Genomic DNA, 20,092 nt, shown 5'->3' with positions numbered 1-20,092 from the left:
GCAATGGTAAGTGCCGAAACCCACAAAGTGGTTTTAGTCAACCTGCTAGGGCTAGCAGTTGGCATACTGGGACCAGCTGGGGCGGGTTTCCTCGGCGGACGTCCTTGCTGCTGCGACACGGAGTGTTTCCGATGGCTCAATTGAAAAGCGGTTGGCCGCAATCGTTTGAAAAGCGATATTGAGATGGTAACACGGCCTCATTAGAGCACAATAGAGTTTAAGAGCCGATACAACCAATAGTGCAGACGTTGGAGGGCTGACTTGGCCAATTCGCTTTTGGGTACCCTGCTGACGTCGATCGTCGCAACCATGGTCAACAAGCAGCGGTACCGCCGCGCCGTTCGCAATTTGCAGCAAAGCGACGCCCATGGCGGAGCCCATTTTCTCTCTTCGCCGGAGATTCTGGGACGGGGCCTGTCGCTCTCCGATCAAGGGCGGGTCGAGGGTCTGCTGCTCGGCAGCCAGGCCTCAGCGGGGCAGCCGGCCACGGTGGTCGTGTATCCCGGCGACCGGCATGCGATTACTTTTGCTCCAACGCGCTCGGGAAAGGGTACCAGCCACATTATTCCGAACCTGCTGCTGCATGAAGGCGCGGCGTTCATTATCGACGTGAAGGGGGAGAATTTCCTCGCCACGCAAAGGCGCCGGAGCAGTTTTGGGCTCGTTCATGCATTCGCGCCTTACGACGGTCGTATTACCTCTTCCCGCATCAATCCCCTGGATTTCATCCGAATCAACACCGCCAATGAGTTCGACGATGCTCAGAATCTGGCAGCCTGGTTGATCGAAGCGTCGGGATCCGAGAAGGACAAGTTTTGGGAGACGGAGGCGCGCACGCTGCTGGTTGGCGTCATGTTGTCGGTCGCTCATCACGCACCACCTCAAAAACGCACGATCTCAACGGTCCGCGATCTCCTGACGCGCGGCCTCGACGATGTCTCCAAACTGCTCGATCAGATGGCGAACGATTCAATTGCCTCGATCGCAACCATTGGACGCTCGATGCGCGCTTCGAACGACGACGTGTTGCGCAGCGTCCTGACGACGGCGAACAGCCAGATGGCCTGCTGGGCTCCAGGAGGAGCCCTCGACGCGCTGACCAGTACCGCGGACTTCTCCTTCGAGGAGCTCCGTTCAGGGCCGTCGAGCCTGTACGTCATCATCCCGCCGGACCGGATCCGGGAAAACAGGAGTCTGTTGCGGGTTCTGACCGGCATGGCGATCCGGACGCTGACGAGATCCTGGCCCAAGCCCGGAGCGAGCCGTATCTTGTTCATGCTGGACGAGTTCGCGAACCTCGGCCGCATGGAGGATATCGAGGACGGCGTCACTTACCTTGCCGGAAACGGTATCCAGCTCTGGATGATCGTGCAGGACTTCAGCCAGCTCAAATTCACCTACAAGGAAAAGGCCCAGACGATTTTCGCAAATTGCGGAGCCCGGATGTTCTTCAACGTCCAGGATTTCGATACCGCCAAGATCGTCTCGGACATGATTGGGAATCGCACCTTGCTCGTGGAAACCCCCAATCAGAGCTCCGCAGGGTTTCTCTCGACCAATGTCGGGACCGGACATTCGCTCGTCGGTCGCCCGTTGCTCACACCTGACGAAGTCCTGAAGCTTGCGCGCAGTCTGCAGCTCGCATTTCTGGATGAGAACCCGCCGATCCTTGCCACCAAATGGCAGTATTTCGAGCGCCCGGAGTTCAAGGGGCTTTATGACGATCCGCGGCCGTTGATGAACGCGCCTGCGTTGCCGATGCTCGCGAGGCCCACCACCGCGAACAGATCCGCGCCGGCTGCCGCCGCCCAGCTGGCAGGACCCTCGACCGTTGCGGGCCGCGCGCCGCGTGCTGCGGCGGCTGTGAAGGCCGGGGCTCCGAGCCCGACTTTGCCGTCTAAACCCGGTCGCCCGGCGAGATCGCCGCCGACCGCAAAGCCCTGAAGGGCGATCAGATCGGGCCGGAATCGTCGTCTCATCCAACCGGTCCGGCGAGAAAATGAGACGGCCCCGGGCCATGACTGAATTTCCAGTCGGGATCATGCCTCGGCGTCCTGCACCGGGGATAAACTCGCCTGACGAAATTTATCGAGTCTTCGCAAGATCAACAAGCCGGCGTCCGGCGGCTCGCCTTCGCCCGCGCTCGTAACCGTCACTGTGTCGGAACCGGGGGACCTGCGATGTGTGTCAGATGCAGTGCCGCGCACATCTATTCCGGTCTCGTGCTGGATCGCCATGACGGCAACGTCCGATAGCACGGCGTTGCGGAGACGGCCTGGAAAGCCGATCGTCTCCGTCATGGCCCCTGCGAGCTGTTCGCTTGGCGTGCCGGTTTGCGCTACATGTCGAACTGTTCGATAAAGGATGCTTACGTTGGGGGCGTTGTGCAGCCTCAACCGGCCCGAGGCCGCAACGGCCCGCTGTGAAAATTCGAACTCGGACGAGTTCAGCTTGCCGATGATGCCAAGTAGCGCGAAGGCGAGATGCAGGGAAGGACCCTTGATCGCTTCCATGTCGTCCCCCGGCGTCTCTACCGTCGCCAAAACGTGCTGCACCCACGCTGCGAGCTGGGTGCTCGTGGGGCGACGCTCGGCCTGAGATTTGACGCACAGGCACAGAAACAGCACGCGCGAGTCGAATGGCCACTTTTCAAATTGCTCGCCGATCTGGTTTGCCACCGGCGTCTCCTCGTCGATGTCGAACTCCAGTCGTTTGTCCAGCAGCGTGCCGAGCGCACAAGCCAGCGCGATGGAAGGCGTATTTGGAAACGACGTCAGGCGCTGGAGGCTGTCGTCCAGCGGCTCGGTCGAATTCCGATCGAGGTATGCGTCGGCCTCCGATCGCAGCAACGACAAGTCTGCGGCCCGCTGTGAAAACTTCGCGGCCGCGGACAACAGCCGCTCGGGGAGAAAAGGGGGTGGTTTGGCAGGGGCAGGCGACGGCGCGTGTGGGAGTCCAAGAAGCGATGATAAACTCTGCGTAAAACTCTTGCGTTCCGCAGTAGGCGGGCGCTCGAGCCGATGCGCGGAGCCGGACCGCCACTTCGCATTGCCGGCATCCATTTTCCAAAGGGCATCGGCAGTCAGGATGAAGGCTTTCTGTTCTAGCGTTTCTCTCTCTATCGCGGGAAGCGTCTCGAATGCCGACGACAGGGCGCCCACAACCTTGATCCCGGCTTTCTCCGTGGAGATCACGGGTTCGAAAGTCGAGAAGGTCCAGGCATCGCGTTCATCGCCGGTCATATCGTCGCTGTCGAGGAACTGAAACAAAACAGTCCTTAAGAGGCGCCAGTCGGGGGCGAGAAAGAGAAGCATCTCCTTGTTGCCATCGCGAAGGGCGTCGCGACCAACCTTGAACGCGGCGCGTCGACCCAGACCGAACTCGGGCAAGGGGGTGGCGACGACCTCGGACAAGACGCGCTCAACTTCCCGTTCAAACACGACGTGCTGGGAAACGGTCCAGTTCAGGATCCGCCCCAACTGCAAGCCGCTCTCGCAGAGCCGCCGCAAGGTCGGACCGCGGATGTTTGAAGGTAGGCCGCCAACTACATGTGCCTGCCATCGCAGGCCATGGCCGTCAGTCCGAAGAGTTCGGACAAAGATCAGAAAGGCTTCATTTTCGGCGACAAGGAATACGTACCGCTCTGCCGGGGGTACCTTTCCCGCGTGGAGCGCAATCTCGATGTTTTGGTGCACGGCCTCCGGAAGCCTCCTCGCTTCGGGAAGGCTCTGGATCGGCCCATTCGATTCGATCAGGAATTCCGGAAATCTGCTCATATCGGGTCAATGAATGCTTTGTGCGAGGCATCGAAAGACATGTGAACGGCGAGCACCGCGGCCTGAATTGTGCCCGGGCCGCAGTTTGATTTCATGGCAGCGACATCATTCTTTGGCCCGGCAAGGGATGGCGTATTTCAAGCCATTCCGCATCGGTTTCCGATTGAAGATCGAGCTTGACGAAGGAGCGGCGGCTCCAGAATTTGGCGGTTCCGGGCAATTGAACATGAGCTTGTCCCTCCGAGTTGACGAGGATCCTTTCGATCAGGATGGGGGCAGATCCCGGAGGCTGGGCTTGGTCCGCCACTATTTTGAGAGGCGGCAAGGGGATTTGCATCGCGCGATCGACGCTCAGCTCCAGTTCCTGCGCTCCCGAGAGTTTCTGAGCAATGCGGACGTTGTAGGTGAGAAGCCGCCGCTTGGTTTCGTGCAGCACGAGCTTATTCGGGCCCCACATGATGATTCCGCAGAATGCGATGCCCGGGAATATCAGGGCGGTCAGTGAGCGACCGCTGAAAGGAATCACAAAGCCCCCCTGAGCCTCGTAGGTAGCGCGCTGCACCTCCACCCTGGAAATCAGGTATTCTCGTTCGCTCTCCGGGGCGCTGCGATCGCCCGTCATGATCAGGGCGTGGGTCACCGCTGCGTCCCGCCAATTCCATTGCAGCAGCAATTCGCCAGGGCGCTGCGTTGACACTTGGTCCGGATTAGCCGAGCTGAAGAGGTTACGCGAGTTCAGATATTCTTGCAGATGCCCGGCGACCACATCCTTCCAGGGCTGAAAAGCTCTCATGGTGGAAAACTGGTCGTCGCGCCACATCCCCGCAACAGTTGCAGTATTCCCGGCCCTCACTGCCTCGACGAAGGTCGCCCAACGCTTTGAGAATGCTTCGGCATCAGCGATCGCCTTCGCGTGCAAGCGAAGATCGGATTGCGACAGGCCGATACCAATCTCCCTGGCGCGCGCGATGCCGAGCTGCTGATCGTGGTTCAATGTTCCCTGACGAAGTACGGCCAACATTGAGAGGCGGGCGCTGACCTCCTGTTCGACGGCTTTCACGGATCGTCCGTCGAGCTCTTGTCTTGCGACGTCAGCTTCCTGTCCAAACCGGGACTCGAATTCACGGCAGGATTTCTGAATGAGCTGGTCGCGGTAGGGGTCCGACTTGAGGTCGGCCGATAAATTCCTCAGGGCGCTCATCATTTCCAGCGAGCGCTCGGCCAGCGCGCGAAAGCGCTGTGTGGGTGCATAATCGGACAGGATGCCGTCCGTTCCCCAAGCCTTTGCAATGCCAGTCTGATCGTGTCGATCAAATGCATGCTGGAGCTCCAGGCTTCGTCGAATTCTCTGCGCGGCGAGATCCAGACGTGAGCCGACGATCCGTCTGGCTGTCGGCCATTCAGCAAGATCTTCCGCGTAACGCGTCCAGATTGTCACAAGGGCTGCTTCGCCATGCTCGGTTTTTAGCGCCCAAGAATCCGCGTCCGCCACCGCCGCCTCTAGCGCCGCCAAGCCCTCGATCCGCCTCTGTGAAAGTGCGACGCGCTTTTGGAAGTCGATGCCGGCATCGCTCTCGGCCTCGAGATCTAGAATATCCGGAACCGTGGCAACGAGGCGCTGCAGGGCATTTTCGTCAGGGTCCGTTGCCGTGGCGATCGACAGGAACGAATCCACGCGGCCGCAGATTGCCACTGCGTCCTCGACCAACTGACGCAGGTTGTCATCCAGAACGTAGTGCTGGCGCCCGGCAATTCCCGCCCATGCGTTGGCGATCGTCCGCGATGACGATTTTGCCATCTGACGCAGTTTCTCGTAGTTGTGGACGATCGACTGCGCGCGTGCCAGCCGGGCGTCGAGCTCTTCCTCCTGCTTGCCGCCCGCGCGGCGGTGGCGTTTTCGAAATTTCTGTATCTTGCCGATGACGGCCCTCTCGGTCTCCTCGACGATCGATCCGTCCGGCCTTGCGAGCTCCTCGAGCTTGCGCCCGAGGGCGGCCAAATCCTTGAGACGCGCGGCCGCCAGCTCAAAGCATCCCAAAGGGGGCTGCCCGCCGAGCGCCTCGTGACCGATCCTTGCGATCTCCGAGCCTGGTAGCACCTTTGAGTGCTGCCAGATATCGCATAGCCTCCCGAAGTCCTGGGCTTTCGCTGCTTCCAGAAACCCGTTCAGCTCGGTGTTCAGAACCTCGAACTGCTCGAACTTCTGACGCTCGGCCCGGAACTCTGCGATCTCGTCCAGGATCGCCCACTGCTCCAGAACAACGGTCATCTGGCGTTGAAAATTGCCAGTTGCCTGGGCCTGACCTAGCTTGCCGTATGCATCGACGCGTTTCTTGGCGTCGGTCACCCTTTCTCTGTAGCGCGGGAAGCTCTTCGGAGCGCGGACCAGAAAATCCCGATGCTGGCTCATGCAGTCTACGATGCGACGTTCGCCTTCGATCGCGTATGCCTGATTGTTCGGTGCGGCTTCGGATATCGCCTCGCCGAGCAAGTCGAGCGCCTCCCCGATCTTGAGCAGCTGCTCGACTCTCTCCGAGACGCTGGTGTCGGCCAGCGCGAGCTGCCTCACCCGCGGTGCGTTTCGCAGTTGCTGAACGAGGGCGTACTCGTCGATACTCGACGTAGCAAGATCGCGCTTGAAGCTCTCGAGCGCCGCGATGTCGGCCTTGCTGCGATCGATGATCCTTTGATACCGCGCGACACGCTTGTCGGATCGCAAGCGGGGGTGCCGATCGAGCATCGCCACGGCCCCGCCGATATCCCCGCCTGACACTTTCGCCTCGAAGCGATTGAACAAGACCTGCATCGAGGTGCTCTCGATCCCGGCCCGGGTGGGAAACAGGTCGATGCCGGTCTTCTGCAACTCGCACCACGGGCACTTTGTCTGTTCGCCATCGTAGACGTGAAGCGGTGCCTTTTCGCACCAAACGAGATTATCGATCGCCTTTCCGAGCGCCCGGACCCATTCCTTGGCGGTGGGCCGCATTTTGGGATTTTGGTGTCCGCGATCGAAGCAGCGCCTCATCAGGACGACTAGCTCGGGATGGATCATCTGCAGCGGCAGTGAGCCAAGGTGCGGCTTGAGCGGCACGCGGGTGTTCCATTGCCACAGCCCGCGCACGATTCGTTCGCGTAACTCCAATCCTTCGAGAGGACCGTCCAAGATCCCGCCGCTGAACGGGTGTCTGCCGAACAGGAACAGATAAACAAGCGCAGCAAGGCCGAAATTGTCGTGATCGATCACTCGATCTATATCTGCGAAGGCCTGGCCCATGATCTCGCGCGGCGTATAATCCGCGGTGCCGACCGTACAGCGATAGATGACCTTCGTCTTGGGGTCGGTGACCTGGAATGAATCCGTATCGATGGCACAGACGCGCATCTGGGAATCGACCAGGAGGTTTTCCGGCTTGACGTCCCCGATTACGCAGCCGATGTCGTGAACGCTCTGGAAAACAAGCGCCACGTTCAATGCCGCGTGATGAAGATGATACCAGTCGACGCCGGCGGCGTCGACTTTGCGGGTCATCGGCACATAGAGGAACGTCGGTCGCTTCCCGGGAATCTCCGGCATCATGAACCCGACGCTCTGGCCGTTTCCCTTCTGCAAGGTGGCCGTGGGCCAGGCGAACGCAATGTTGGACGACTGTTTGCTCCTCGGCGGCCGATCGAGCATCACCCGAAGCTTGCGGAAATGATCGCGCACCGGCGCGTTGTAGATCTTGGCGACCTGACCGGCAGAGTCGGTTTTGTAGACGGATCCTTCTCCGCTTGATGCTATCAGGGTATCCAGCCGAACGGTGCTCGTCGTTCCCGCCGCATCCCTGGCGACGAATTTCTCACCCGTGAGAGGACCTGCGTTAGCCATCGATCCTGAGTCCTATGAGCAGGGACTTGTCGTCGTCGGTAAATCGATCCAGCGCCGGCAATGTCAGAGTGGACTCGGCAACGCTCAGGAGGGAGTCGGAGCTCTCCATCGCTGTCGTGTGTAGCGGCCGGAAGAAGCCGGGGAAGGCAATTTGCTCCCGCTGCAGGATTGCAACCTTCTCGAGCCCGTCACTGGATGCGCAGACGAATCGCGTCAGACCTGGGAATAACCCCTGGCGAAAATCTTCGCGCCAGTGCGAACTGGTGATCCAGGTGACTTCGCCGACATGCTCGCTGGGGCGTGCCTTGAACGCCAGGTTGTAGCTGGCCTCGGTGCCTGCCGGGTCAGCGGACAAAACGAGGAAGCCATCGCCGATTTGCATCGCGGCCAGCCAGTCCTCGCAGGCGACGAATGCGATCAAGGTGGCCCCGTACTGAGAAAAGTGGCTGTCCGACAACTCGGCCTCGGACATCAGTTGACTTCGGATGTCGTGGACGAGATCGGACCAGAAACCGTCAAAGAAGCCCTCGCGTTCGGTGTCGAGGACAGCCGGCAGCAGCCCGCTGCGCAGAACGGCGGTCAGAGATATGATGCTATATCTCACCGCGATCTGCGCGCCGATGTCGGAATGTGTGAGCGAGCCGCCACCGTCGGCGATAGCACCGACCAGCCATCTGCCGTCGTCCAGGATCAGGCATTCGCTGGCGTCCTGGCACGGGATGTTTGCCTTGAGGTGGCCGTTCCCAAGGACGCTTTGCGCCGCCGCTTTCCAGGACATCTCAAAGGCCTAAGCGAACACCGTCCCCCATCCCTGCACGGGAGGCAGCGCGACCGGATCGCCGGCCTTGGCCTGCGACACCCGTGAGAGCGATGTCGAAAGCCAGCGAAACATCTCGGAGAACTGAAGCCCATCAAGCTGCATCGGAGGCGAGTTGGAGAACTCCCGCAAGACGTTCATATTGGCGCCACGGCCGACGCCGACGCAGAACAGCTGGACCTTCTTTTCGTTCGCAGCCTGCCTGGCTCTTGCAGCTGCAGCCTGCCATTCGTCGGTCGGCTCTCCATCGGTCATCAGCCAGACCCACGGGCGGAAGTAGTTCACGCCTCCGTTCTTGTACTCCGCCTTGCGGACCTCGATCTCGTCGAGCGCCGCATTCACGGCTTCCCCAAGCGGCGTATTTCCCATCGGCTGGAAGGGCTGGAAGGAGAGTTTGTCCGCGGTCGCGAATTCATGCACGACCTGAACCGATCCTCCAAACGTGATGATGGAGATTTCAACGCGGAGAGAGGCGATCTTGTCGGCAAGTACGTCGCTCTTGAACTGGACGATTCCGTTGTTCAACGCGTCGATCTTGCCCTCCTCCATCATCGATCCCGAAGTATCGAGAAGAAGAACGACGGGGCAACGGTCCTCGGGATTGTCGGCGAATTCGAGTTGGGCAGACATAATGGAAGCCTCTTGCATAAGCACACTTTAAAAGTGTAGCGTAACATTGCTGCAGGCGTTAGCTAGGGGAAATTTGAGCAGCGTAATAAGAATTTTCTGTATTGAGTAGCTGGGGTTATCCCAAAGACACCGCTCCGATGGGCCTCGATCATGGTTATCGCGTGCACGTTTCTATGTGGGTGCGTGACACAAAGCGGTTCGCCGAATACAACTGCCGGACTTGGGATCGGTGTCGGGACCGGAGCGGTCGCCGGCGCAGTGATCGCACGGGAGTCCGGTGTTAATCCTTTGGTCGGGGCCGTGATTGGCGGGATCGCAGGCGGCGTGATCGGCAGCGCCATCGGAAGTGTCTTGGATAATTATGAAAGAGAGCAGTTGGCCAGCGCAACACGACAGGCTGCCGAGAACGCCCCCGTCGGGCAGCGTGTGGTGTGGTCCGCCGAAAAGCCCCCGCAGGACAAACGAAGCGTCGCACGGCAGTCGCCGGCGCCTAAACCGTCGGGAGATGCGCGGCCGGCTTCGACTGCATCCGGTTGGGTTATTCCAACCAGCGAAATATACGAGGCCAGCGGAAAGCTCTGTCGTGATCTTCAGCAGGTCGCAGTCAAGGACGGACGCAGCATGGAGCAAAAAGTGACCGCGTGCCGAAACGGGAGCGGTTGGGACATTCCGCCGGTAGGCTAGAGGCTAAGCCGCGGCTAATTTTGTTTCGGTCCGGGCAGTTTGTCCGGCAACTTCATGGCCTGCATGCCAAGGGATGTAATGACAGCGGTTGAGCGTCTTTCCGTCAGAGAAGCCGGTCCTTCAACAATCGAGATCGATCTTGGCGTAGCCCGGGCAAATGTGTCCAGCTATCGGTTCAGCATCTATTCCCAGCGAGATCGACGATACAAGGATACGGAAGGCTGGTCTGACACGCCGGTGCTGTTTGAACCCCTGAAGGTGGAGAATGGGGCAACGACGAAGCTGATCGTCAGGCGCGGCATCGCATGGGGAATTCCACACGGGGGTGCAATGACGATTGCCGTCCCGAGCCTGTCCTACTCCGAAATCTGTCACTGGCCCTTGAACGTGGGCGAGAAGCCGGTCACCGAGCCTCGGGCTCCGGTCGATCCGGTCGCTTTGATGCTCGAGGAATTGTCGAAGGCAAGCAGCAAGACGGCAATCGTCGCAGGGGCGCCCCCGCCGGGGGACGGCATGCCGCGCAACGCGGACGAAGAACAAGTGCAAGCCAAGGAGTCCCAGGCCGGCACGCACGAGCGCCGCTATGTTCACTTGATCATTCTTGCATTCGTGCTGGGCGCTTTGGCGTCGTGGGTCTGGCAGGGGCCTGCTGCGAAGTTGACGGACCTCAACTTCAAGGAAGCCCAGGTGGACGAAAAGCGACGCGCCCTTGAGGCACGCGACCACGCTGTCGCTGAACGCGAGCGCGCCGCCGGTACGCGCGATACGGCTTCGTCGCAGCGGGAAAGCTCGACCAAGTCGAAGGAGGCTGACGTCGACCGTCAAGCCAAGGCGCAAGAGGCCGCCTTGCTGCAGAAAGAGAATGCGATCAAGGCAAGGGAGAGCGAGCTCGACCGGCAGGCCAAGGCGCGCGACCTTCGAAGCGAGGAACGCGAGGCGAAGACCGCCGAGCGCGAGCGTGCGGTAAAGTCGCTGGAGGCCGCCCTGTTGCAGAGGGAGAATGCGGTCAAGGCAAGGGAGAGTGACTTCGACCGGCAGGCCAAGGAACGGGAGACGCGCAGCGACGATCGGGAAGCGAAGCTCGCCCAGCGGGAGAAGGCACTCGCGGAGCGAGAGGCGATGCAACGGCCTGCATCTAGTGCTTCGGATACCGTGCCGGGCGCTCAGCCGATAAGTGGCCGGCTGTCCCGCGTCCTGATGACCAATTCGCTCGTCCTGGAGGGCCAGCGTGCGCCGCTTCAACTGGCTTGGATCATGGGATACGGAGAGCCGCATCGCACGATGCTGGAGAAATTCCTGCTGGATCAGGGAGGCCAACTCACCTGCGATCCAGCGGAAGGGCTCTACAGATGCTACGTGAACAACATCGATGTCGGTCAAGCGGCCGTCATGAACGGGGCAGCTCGCTATGCAGGGAATGCGCCCGCGAGCTACAGGATTGCAGAAAGTGATGCGCGCCAGAAGCGAAGAGGAATCTGGGATCCGCGCTTCGGAGCGCCGCCGGCAGGCGGATTGCGGTGATATTGTCGAACGCTGACCAATGTCTCCTTAGTGGCGGGGGCAAGAATCTTTTGGTCCTTTGCGCGGCGGCAAGCCAACCCGTAAGGAATTGGCAAAAGTGGAGTCAGTTGGCTGACTGATAAGGTTTGGTCGCGAAGCGGGGTGTCTCGTTTCTCGCGAGAGCCTTGAGACGGTGTCAAAAACTAGAGCGCGCCCTCTGCTTCGGTCCTGGCTCGTCGGTCATATCCTAGAGTCGCTAGTTTAGGCGCCCTGAGCCTTCTTTTAAAGCCCGTCTATTTGGAGCGGTGGGGTGGGGCGAGCTTGTGAAGCAGTCGATTGGGCCGATCACGGCGAAGCGCTGCCGTTTACTGACGTCTTGCCTCTCATTCGCGCTCGGCCGGAGGCCTTGCGCCAGCAGGTCGGCAACCAAGTCAGAGGTCGCAGTCTATTGCGATCTCCGCGTCGTTCTCCAGGCGCATTTCAACGAACGGCTTTCCGAATGCGCTAGATCCTACAACGCCGCCGCCGGTGTAGTCGGTGGTCCGTCAAAAATTGAAGTGTGTGCGGCTGGAACACCCGGTGAGGGTGTGATAAGCGAGAGGAGCTTTTGAATTGCGCTTTAGACGTCTGCTTCCCGACGGAGCGGAGCTGAAAGTTGATTATCCGAATTTCGCGAGCAATTGTTTCCGGTCCCATTGCGGCGATGCTTTTCGCGTCGGCCGCACGTCCTCAGGAAATATCGCCTGCCGATCGTAATTTGCTGAGTCTACAGGTTCAGTCCGTACTGCCGCGCGCGCCGATTGAAGAGCTCGTTATCGAGACGGAGCTTACGCTGCCGGGCTCTGCCCTCTACGCGAAGCGTGTTGTTTTCAAGGAGGGCGGCGTCCTGGTCATCGACGGGGCAACCGTGCGTACCGGGTCGCCAGTCGTTTTGGCGATTAAGGAATTGTCAATCGAGACCGAGGTGAGCAGGGGACGCCCTCAGGTAGTTGTACGCTGGCCGAATGTGCCGGAAGGCCGATCGGGTGAGCGGGGGCAACCCGGAGAAGATCGTGGCTCACGTGAAGGCCAGCCCGGCGCAGATGGCGGGGCTGGCCAGCCAGGCGGGGCAGGTGCCAACGGCAAACACGCGCCTTCGGTCATCCTTATCGCCGAGTCAATCAGGGGCCGATTGGTGACTAATCTGTCAGGCCAATCGGGCGCGAAGGGGGGCACCGGCGGGGAAGGCGGGCGCGGCGGTGCTGGCGGATACGGCAATCCTGCCAGCCAATCAGCGTTCGATTGCAGACGAGGGCCTGGGAATGGCCAACCCGGTGGTAAAGGAGGCGCGGCGGGATCGGGCGGGCAAGGCGGAAATGCGGGCAGCGGCGGCATTCTGATCGCTGTCCTATCTGATCCGGCAAAGGTCCAAGAAAATACGCTGCTTCTCGCGGATGCCGGCGATCCCGGTCTAGGAGGCGAAGCCGGAAGGCCGGGCATCGGTGGTTCGGGTGGACGTGCAGGCCAAGAGGCTCTCCCATGGTGCAGGCAGACGGCATCAAACGGATCTCCCGGCGCAACGGGATCACCAGCATCGTCAGGTGCATCCGGCGAGCGTGGCTCAAACGGCACAACGAAGTTCCTGCGCTTGGCCGACTTTGGGTTCGCGATCACATGGTGACAATCGCCAACCTCCGTTCAACCTTTGCTGGTTTGCTTGATGTTTTTGCGCGCGTCCTCGCGTTAGTGCTCTTTGTCCTTTTCGCGCTTCTTCTCTGGCAAGCCATCGCCATAGGCTCAGCCAATAGCAGCTTTCAGCGTGTCACGCTGCAAATAACGACACTCGAAACATCGATCACGAAGTTGGAGGCAACCCGACGCGAGGCCGAAATCCGGACGATCCGCTTCGACTCCGGCGTTTCGGTCCCCGATGCAAGTGTTGGCAGCTTAAACGAGGCTCGGCAGGCACTGGTAAATGCCGCGAGCGATTACCGCGATGAAGCGAACCGCTATTTTGCCGCTGTCTGCGACGCCGGAAAGCGACTTGCGAGTATAGGCGCGGTGCCTGGTGCCTTCATGCCCTCGACGCTTAGCTTAAAGGACTGTCCCAAACGGTCAGTCAATCTAGCCCCGGGGGCCGTCTCAACAGACGATGATCCCAGCGAGCGCATTCAAACAGTTCGCGCCGTGCTGGACCATTTTAATGTTTTGGCGAATTCGTACATGCTTCCCATTCTCTTCGGAATGCTGGGTGCTCTAACGTTTGCCATACGTGACATCGTAACTTCGCCCGAAAAGATGGGTAATCTGCCGATTGTGACCGGATATATTCTGCGCGTCTTTCTGGGGGCCATCCTCGGTTTGATCATTGGCTACGTGAACGTGACAGGCACGCCGGCCGCGGGCTTGGCGGCCTCGCCGTTGCTCTTGTCGCTCGTGGCCGGTTTCGCCACCGATGCGGTGTTGTCATTGCTCGATCGCATTGCGCTCGCCATAAGTTACGATCGCAACGTGAATGCAAGGAATACGCCGGCTCCGGTTGTTAGCCCTTCCGGCGCTATATCCCGTACCGAATAATCTTCTGCCGCTTCCACTTGCGTGACCAATCGCGGCCAGCAATGGCTTCAGCGGACTCCCGGTCGCCGGACGCGTTTTCCTGACCGCTCCAGATCGCCCACTCAAACCGCCGGACTGTGAAGCCCGGTCAAGGTCTCAATCTTCAATCGTTGCCAAGAAGTGGCCCATGCGCTCCAGAGTGGCTTTGTGCTGATACCCTTCCGGAACGCCGGTCAGGTCGATCGACTCCAAACCAAAGAGTGCTTCCGGGGAGGCACCGAAAAACGGCCGCGCGGCATCGGCACGATATTGCTCATCTCGATGCTGCTGGATGCGAGAAGGTTTCTGCGAGAAGCGGCGCGAAAGATAACCGCCGCGTACTCTCCCAAGCTTTGCGGAGGCTGCGGCCTGGCGATGTTGTGATCGTTAGCGCGCTCGACCGGCTCACTCGCGGCGGCGTATTCAAGATGCTCAGCGTGCTCTCGAATATCACCTCGCGGGGCGCTGCCTACAATCCCCTAGCGGAGCCACGGGCGGACACAACGCATCAACTTGGAGAGATGCTTGCCGCCTCGTAGGTTACATCGCTCGGAAAACGGGGGGAGGACATTCTTCGTCGCACCGCCGGAAGGGAAAGGGCCAGGGCGCGCGGGTCAGATTTGGGCGAAAGCCTAAGCCGACGCCAGAGCAGCGGAGAAGCATCGCTCGGGAGCCTATCTGAAGGGTCTACAGAAGGGATCGCGCAGCCCTTTCACGTAAGAGCGAAGACTATTGAAAGTTTGAAGCCGAGAGCGGCACTTAGTTCTTGTTCTTGGTGCTGGTACAGCAGGAAAGATGGCCCTCAGCCTCTTCAGAATGAGGGAGAGATGTTGCAATTCTGCAACCAAACGTTCACCAAAAGGGGTACAGTCAAGTTCTATTTGAGGGTGATTGTTTTTTATCCATCGCGCGAGGTCGCCATGGCTGGTGTTCGCGATTATTTCTACAAGTTCATGAATCTATTCGGCCCTTGGCCCTCAAGGCAGAAACTTGAAGACAGTGCTGCCGAGTTAAACGCCCAAGAGAGGCCCCCTACGACTTCCGGGCTCGATCCGGAAGCGACAAGTCCTGGCGCTTATTGCTGCGTGTTGTGGTGGGACGAATCCGTGGGGCGCCCAGACGAGGCCATTACCGTGTCGAATGAACGCGTTTGTCGCCGACTGGCGGAGGCCAACAACGCGCGCTATCGATTACGAGAAGGTCGCTGCTCGGATCTGTGACCATTGGGGTTTGAGCATGCGGATCTTCTTCACAGCATCCCTAAGCTTTCTGATTGCTGGGTGTACGCTCTCGCCTGCGAATTTCGACGTGCCGTACAGTAAGTCAGGCGTGCCACTCGCGAATTCTGTAGTTCAGCGCATTCGTTGTGAATTGGCGGAGCTGGTCCGTGACGACCTTGAAGTGTCGTATCTCAGACGCGCAACGCTGATCGAGTTCGACTACCATGTCGCGATGCTACTCAGTTTAGATGCCAACGATACAGCGTCCGTAGCACCGTCTCTCACCTTTCCCATCAGCGGCGTGGCCTTCAACATCACGCCATCAGCGAAGCTTTCTCGACAAGATCAGATCAATTACAGCTTGAAATACTCGATGGTCGATCTTTACTGGGATTGGAAGGCTCGCCCTGAAGAATATGCATGTCCAGACCCCAATACGAATCTGGCTGGTAATCTCGGCATTCGGGAGAAAGTATCCTCGGCGCTGAATTTGGCTGACCTTGCCTTTGTGACTGAGGCGAAACCAACTGACGGCCAATTTAGCGGTATCATAAATTTCACAGCCACGAAGAGCATCAATCAGGCCGGCCCGACTTGGACGCTGGCGAATTTCACCGGGCCTGGCGCATTTCTTGCCGCGTCGGAGGTCAACACCGACAAGTTAGCCTTCGGGTTCGCAGCCGGAAAAGGAATTAAGATCGTAACCGCGAAGAGGCCGCTCCAAGAGCGGGTGTTCACCTCTCGTCAAGCGGATGACGCCCTCAGCCGAGCTCTTACTAATGATCTCGGTACACAGTTGAACGCGATACGCAGCAATCAACGATAGCTCTCGTCAATACTCATTATGCAGCTGAATGTAGGATATCCGCTAATCCTTAGCGATTACGAGGACGAGCTAACCCGATACGCAAACTTCTTAGCATCCCAGTAGAACGAGTGTTATCTCAGATTGCACGAACCTGCACGACTTCTCGTCGCCGATGCACGGTCGACCGGAAGACAGTGACTTCCCGCAGCCTTCGCTACTTTTCACTTTCCAGAAGGACGCGAGCCAACGTGCCTGCGTTCGCTGTGTATCTGTTGTTCCGCGACACCATGGGCTTCCAAGCTTGAGGTGAAGGAGGGGCTTAACGCCAGAGTTTCTTCGCGGGTGAAGACGGCATTGCACCAGAATGTCTTAGCTGTGTGCCACCTGCGGGAAGGTCTTGACTCAAGAAAAGATTGACGTTCAACTGAAAGGAAGTGCAACTTTTTGTTGTTTCGTTTTTTTCGACAGTTCATTTTCAGCGACGAGAACGTCATGGCGCGACGCATCGTTCTGCTTTCAGACGGTACCGGCAATTCATCAGCGAATGTCTGGCGGACTAACGTCTGGCGCATGTTCAGCGCCCTGGATCTTACGCACGACGACCAGATTGCCTGCTATGACAACGGGGTAGGCACCTCGTCTTTCAAGCCCCTGGCCCTGATGGGCGGCGCATTCGGCATCGGTTTGCGCCGCAACGTAGTTACGCTCTACAAGTTCGCCTGTCGCAATTACCGCAATCCTGACGATGAAATCTTCGCGTTCGGATTCAGCCGGGGCGCCTTTACTATACGTGTCACCGTAGGTCTTATCCTTGACCAGGGCCTTGTTCCGGGCTCCGGCATGGCTGAGAGCGACCTGGATAGGGAGGCAAGGAAGGCATATCGCGAATATCACAAGCGACACTTCCACACGAACTGGTATCTGATCCTCCAAAATCTCATGAAGCTATTTGGCCGAACCGTGCGCCCGCCAGGCGGGATGCCGTCGGGACGGACACTGCCGATCATTCGTTTCCTCGGCCTCTGGGATACCGTGGCGGCTTACGGCCTCCCGATCGACGAATTGACTCTTGGTGTTAGCCAGTGGATATGGCCCCTTGAGCTTCCCAATCATACGCTGCATCCCAGTGTGAAGCGTGCCTGCCACGCGCTCGCCCTTGATGACGAGCGCACGACCTTCCACCCGGTGCTCTGGAATGAACGGTCAGAGCCGGCACCTCCACCCGGGCCGCGCTATACCTTCAGCGACCGGTTGACACAGGTCTGGTTCGCGGGAGTGCACGCAAACGTGGGAGGCGGGTACCCGGACGATTCACTCTCCCACATTCCGCTCTACTGGATCATGGAGGAGGCCCGCGCCTGCGGCCTGTGCTTCAAGACCGCAAACCCTGCCGCGATGGATGAGACCAAACAAGCGCAAGATAAGGATGGCTGCCTCTATGATTCCCGAGCCGGTATCGGGGGATACTATCGATATGGACCGCGACGGATATCCCGGCTCGCACGACAGACGTTCTCGTGGACTACGGGGGACGAGGTTTACGTTCAGAAGCCCAAGATTCATCAAACGGTTCTGCGCAGAATCCAGAACAATGCCCATGTCTATGGGCCGATCGGCATTCCCCACGATTACGACGTTGTGTCACCGGTCGTCGCACCGGATGGCTGCCTGCACTTCCGTATTGACGGTTTGCCGGCCACGCAGGCGGAGGTGACGCCGAACACTCCGGAAACGGCGACCCAGGCTCAGGCCCGCGTCATCGCCGAACGCGAAAGAATCTGGCCGTTGGTTCATCTTCGGGCTCTGCTGTATTTTTCGACGCTCCTTGCAACCCTAGTGTTCGTGATCTTTCCGCTCGCCGGCCGTGGCGATCCCCTTGGCGAGAGAACCAACGCCCTGAAATGGCTTTCGGATTTCATACGAACTTTGGGGGGCTTCCTACCATCCTGGGCGTCCCAGTGGTTTGTCTCTTACGCGCAGTACCCCATCACCTTTGTGGTCCTCGTGGCTCTCATTGGAGGCCTGCTGTGGGGCAGCAGTAGAATCGCTGCGGCCATCCAGGACCGTATGGCCTCACTATGGTCGCGGGCATTTGCAGGAACGCTTCCGGCCCCGGGAAAACCGCCCAGTTCGACGCCTGCGGGCGGTGATCGTCTTCTTGTCGGGATCCGAACCGGATGGCGCTACTACCTCGCTCCTGCGCTTTCCGCCATCCTCATCGCTTACCTGGTGCTCAGTGTTGGAAACAGATTCCTGTTTACCGCGGTCGACCAGGCCGGGCTTTACTGCAACCCCACCGATCGCCCGCGGCTCATTCCGGAGAATGGTGTGCTGGTTTCCTTCAAACCGTCCAATTTGTGTTTTGCTACCGGTTACAAGGTGGCGCGCCTTGCTCGATACCTGGTGTGGACCAACCCGGAGCCAGCTGTGCTCGCGAATGCATACAAGGGTTTTGCGGTAGACAAGGACACCTGTAACGCGGCGACGCCGCCGAAGAACCCGACGCTGACGACCGGGGCGGTTCAGACAGACGCGCGCGGATACTCGACTTTTAGCAATCCGTCCGACGCGGCACAGCTTTCCTGGAGCGACACCATCTGGCACACGCTTCTCACTCCTCTGCGACGCTATTACTTCCAGCCATGGTTCCAACCAATCGCTCGTTATGGTTCGCTCGGCAGCGAGGTCGACTTCCTTGAGCCCGATCCTGATCGCCGCGTCAAAGCGATTTCGGAACACGCAACTCCCAAGGTCAGTGACGAACTATTCTTCTACGTGAACGATGCCGTCCTCGTCCTGCCGCGCAGCTGGCAGCGGTTCTACAACGACAACAGCGGCTGCCTCTCATTCTTCATAAAACCAGTGAATAGATTGCCGTAGGGTCCCATGGACGTTTACGCTCTTTGCATGGGTGAGCTGCTCGCTTCAGGCGTGGCGACGGTCGGCTGTTACGCAGTGAACAGCAAGTACCGCGATGCTGTTGACGTTGCTGTTAATCCTCTGGTGGCACCTGAACATCGCTGGAGCTATTCGGCCCAAGGTTTGCTGGAGTTCAGGCGGGCGGCTCGGAAGTCGCAGACGAGGTTTGGGATGTCCACCCTCGAGGTCTATCGGCAGCGGGTGCTGCTCGTCGACGGCGCCTTCGCCATCGCGCTCGGGGCTACGATGGACGCTGCGCTCGTCGGACGAGGCAACGTGCTGCAGCTGTTGCTGCGCGATCTGCGCAACGAAGCGTTCTCCGGCAAGCTCGAAGGCCCGATGCTGGGTCTGATCGGCCCCCATGCCCGACAGGCCGTTGCTCGATATCGTGACGGGCAAGCTGGAGCGGCTTCTGCCGGGAGCTGCGGATGTCGACGCGTTCAGGCTTGCGGCCGCGATGGCGACTGGCCGGCCGCTTCCCGATGTGTCGATCGCGGTGCCTCCCGTGCTCCGCACGGGCACAGATGCGATGCAACGCGCGAGTGCATTTCGACCGGGGGTCGTTGCGGCCGGCAGCCTGCTCGATCGGGTCGCGACGTCGTTCATCAGCGACTCCGTCTGGACGCCTTGGGACAGCCGTATGGTGATTGCCGCGCAAAATGCGTTACTCATCGGCGGTCCGCGTCCGGAAGCAGCGATCAACGTTTCAACCAGCGGGATTCAGGCGCCGGCCGAAATCCCGGATTGGCTGATCAATCTGGTGGCGGATGAAAAGGAACGGCGGCTCCGTCACAACGAGCCGCTCGATCTCGGGAAACTCGCGCGGGAGATCGGATTGCCGCGCGAGCAAGTGCTGCGGGTGGTCGAGGCGGATCGCGGTCTCAAGAACATCAAGGGAGGGAACAGGCCCATGGCGACAGACGAACGATATCTCGAACTGCTCCGGCGCAAGGCCAGCGGCATCAGGGAAGCGGATGGACCCGACACCGAGGGACCGCCTCCAGCGGCGCCGCCCGCGGATCCTGCGGCCGTCCCGGCTCGCGACATGGAAGCCGGTAACCCGGAAGCCGCCAATCTGGAAGCGATCATTCTCTGGCACAGGCCGGTCCTGTGGATACAGGGCGATGAGATCGAGAAGAATTACAAGTTCACCGATCCCAACGACAAAAGCTCGCCGGACATTCTGAAGCTGCTGGAAGACCGGCGCCCGGTCTTTACCCCCGCGATTCCCGCGATCGGCCGCATCGAGGTCCAGAACAACGACCAGTTCGAATGGGTGGGGACGGGCTGGGTTCT

At 59.6% G+C, this 20,092-nt stretch carries 11 protein-coding genes; 7 read left to right on the top strand and 4 right to left on the bottom strand.

All coding sequences use genetic code 11. The annotated features are described in order from the left end of the window. Nucleotides 1–261 precede the first annotated feature (261 nt). Nucleotides 262–1,944, top strand: a complete 1,683-nt coding sequence (locus tag I6F17_RS36670; protein ID WP_225132051.1) for a type IV secretory system conjugative DNA transfer family protein — start codon at nt 262–264, stop codon at nt 1,942–1,944. A 95-nt stretch (nt 1,945–2,039) separates the two neighbouring features. On the opposite strand, the gene I6F17_RS36665 is transcribed toward I6F17_RS36670, so the two are convergent. The 4 genes from I6F17_RS36665 to I6F17_RS36650 all read right to left on the bottom strand — a co-directional run bounded on the left by I6F17_RS36665 (nt 2,040) and on the right by I6F17_RS36650 (nt 9,091). Next, nucleotides 2,040–3,776, bottom strand: coding sequence for a hypothetical protein (locus I6F17_RS36665; protein WP_225132050.1), 1,737 nt, complete (start codon nt 3,774–3,776; stop codon nt 2,040–2,042). A 91-nt stretch (nt 3,777–3,867) separates the two neighbouring features. Further along, entirely contained in the window at nt 3,868–7,644 is a 3,777-nt protein-coding gene (locus I6F17_RS36660) for a hypothetical protein (RefSeq protein WP_225132049.1), read from the bottom strand. Beyond that, entirely contained in the window at nt 7,637–8,422 is a 786-nt protein-coding gene (locus I6F17_RS36655) for a PP2C family serine/threonine-protein phosphatase (RefSeq protein WP_225132048.1), read from the bottom strand. The genes I6F17_RS36660 and I6F17_RS36655 overlap by 8 nt, the downstream gene beginning before the upstream one ends. A 9-nt stretch (nt 8,423–8,431) precedes the next feature. Beyond that, on the bottom strand, nt 8,432–9,091 hold the full coding sequence (locus I6F17_RS36650) for a VWA domain-containing protein (protein ID WP_225132047.1): 660 nt from the start codon (nt 9,089–9,091) through the stop codon (nt 8,432–8,434). A 762-nt stretch (nt 9,092–9,853) separates the two neighbouring features. On the opposite strand from I6F17_RS36650, the gene I6F17_RS36640 reads away from it, so the two are divergent. The 6 genes from I6F17_RS36640 to I6F17_RS36610 form a co-directional block, all read left to right on the top strand. After that, a complete protein-coding gene (locus tag I6F17_RS36640; protein ID WP_225132045.1) occupies nt 9,854–11,296 on the top strand; it encodes a hypothetical protein in 1,443 nt (480 codons plus the stop codon). A gap of 1,497 nt (nt 11,297–12,793) precedes the next feature. After that, on the top strand, nt 12,794–13,831 hold the full coding sequence (locus I6F17_RS36635; RefSeq protein WP_225132044.1) for a hypothetical protein: 1,038 nt from the start codon (nt 12,794–12,796) through the stop codon (nt 13,829–13,831). Nucleotides 13,832–14,676: 845 nt separating this feature from the next. After that, nucleotides 14,677–15,069 carry a hypothetical protein gene (locus I6F17_RS36625; protein ID WP_225132042.1) on the top strand — a complete coding sequence of 131 codons (393 nt, stop codon included), beginning with the start codon at nt 14,677–14,679 and terminating at the stop codon, nt 15,067–15,069. Between the two features lie 16 nt (nt 15,070–15,085). Continuing rightward, entirely contained in the window at nt 15,086–15,895 is an 810-nt protein-coding gene (locus I6F17_RS36620; protein ID WP_225132041.1) for a hypothetical protein, read from the top strand. A 474-nt stretch (nt 15,896–16,369) separates the two neighbouring features. Continuing rightward, on the top strand, nt 16,370–18,757 hold the full coding sequence (locus I6F17_RS36615) for a DUF2235 domain-containing protein (RefSeq protein ID WP_225132040.1): 2,388 nt from the start codon (nt 16,370–16,372) through the stop codon (nt 18,755–18,757). Between the two features lie 400 nt (nt 18,758–19,157). Then, a partial coding sequence (locus I6F17_RS36610) for a hypothetical protein (protein WP_225190476.1) occupies nt 19,158–20,092 on the top strand: 935 nt, incomplete at its 3' end.

The organism is Bradyrhizobium sp. NBAIM18 (assembly GCF_020193825.1).
Classification (GTDB): domain Bacteria; phylum Pseudomonadota; class Alphaproteobacteria; order Rhizobiales; family Xanthobacteraceae; genus Bradyrhizobium; species Bradyrhizobium yuanmingense.
The sequence above is the reverse complement of the archived record's forward strand: the minus strand, read 5'-3'. Positions and strand labels throughout refer to the sequence as shown.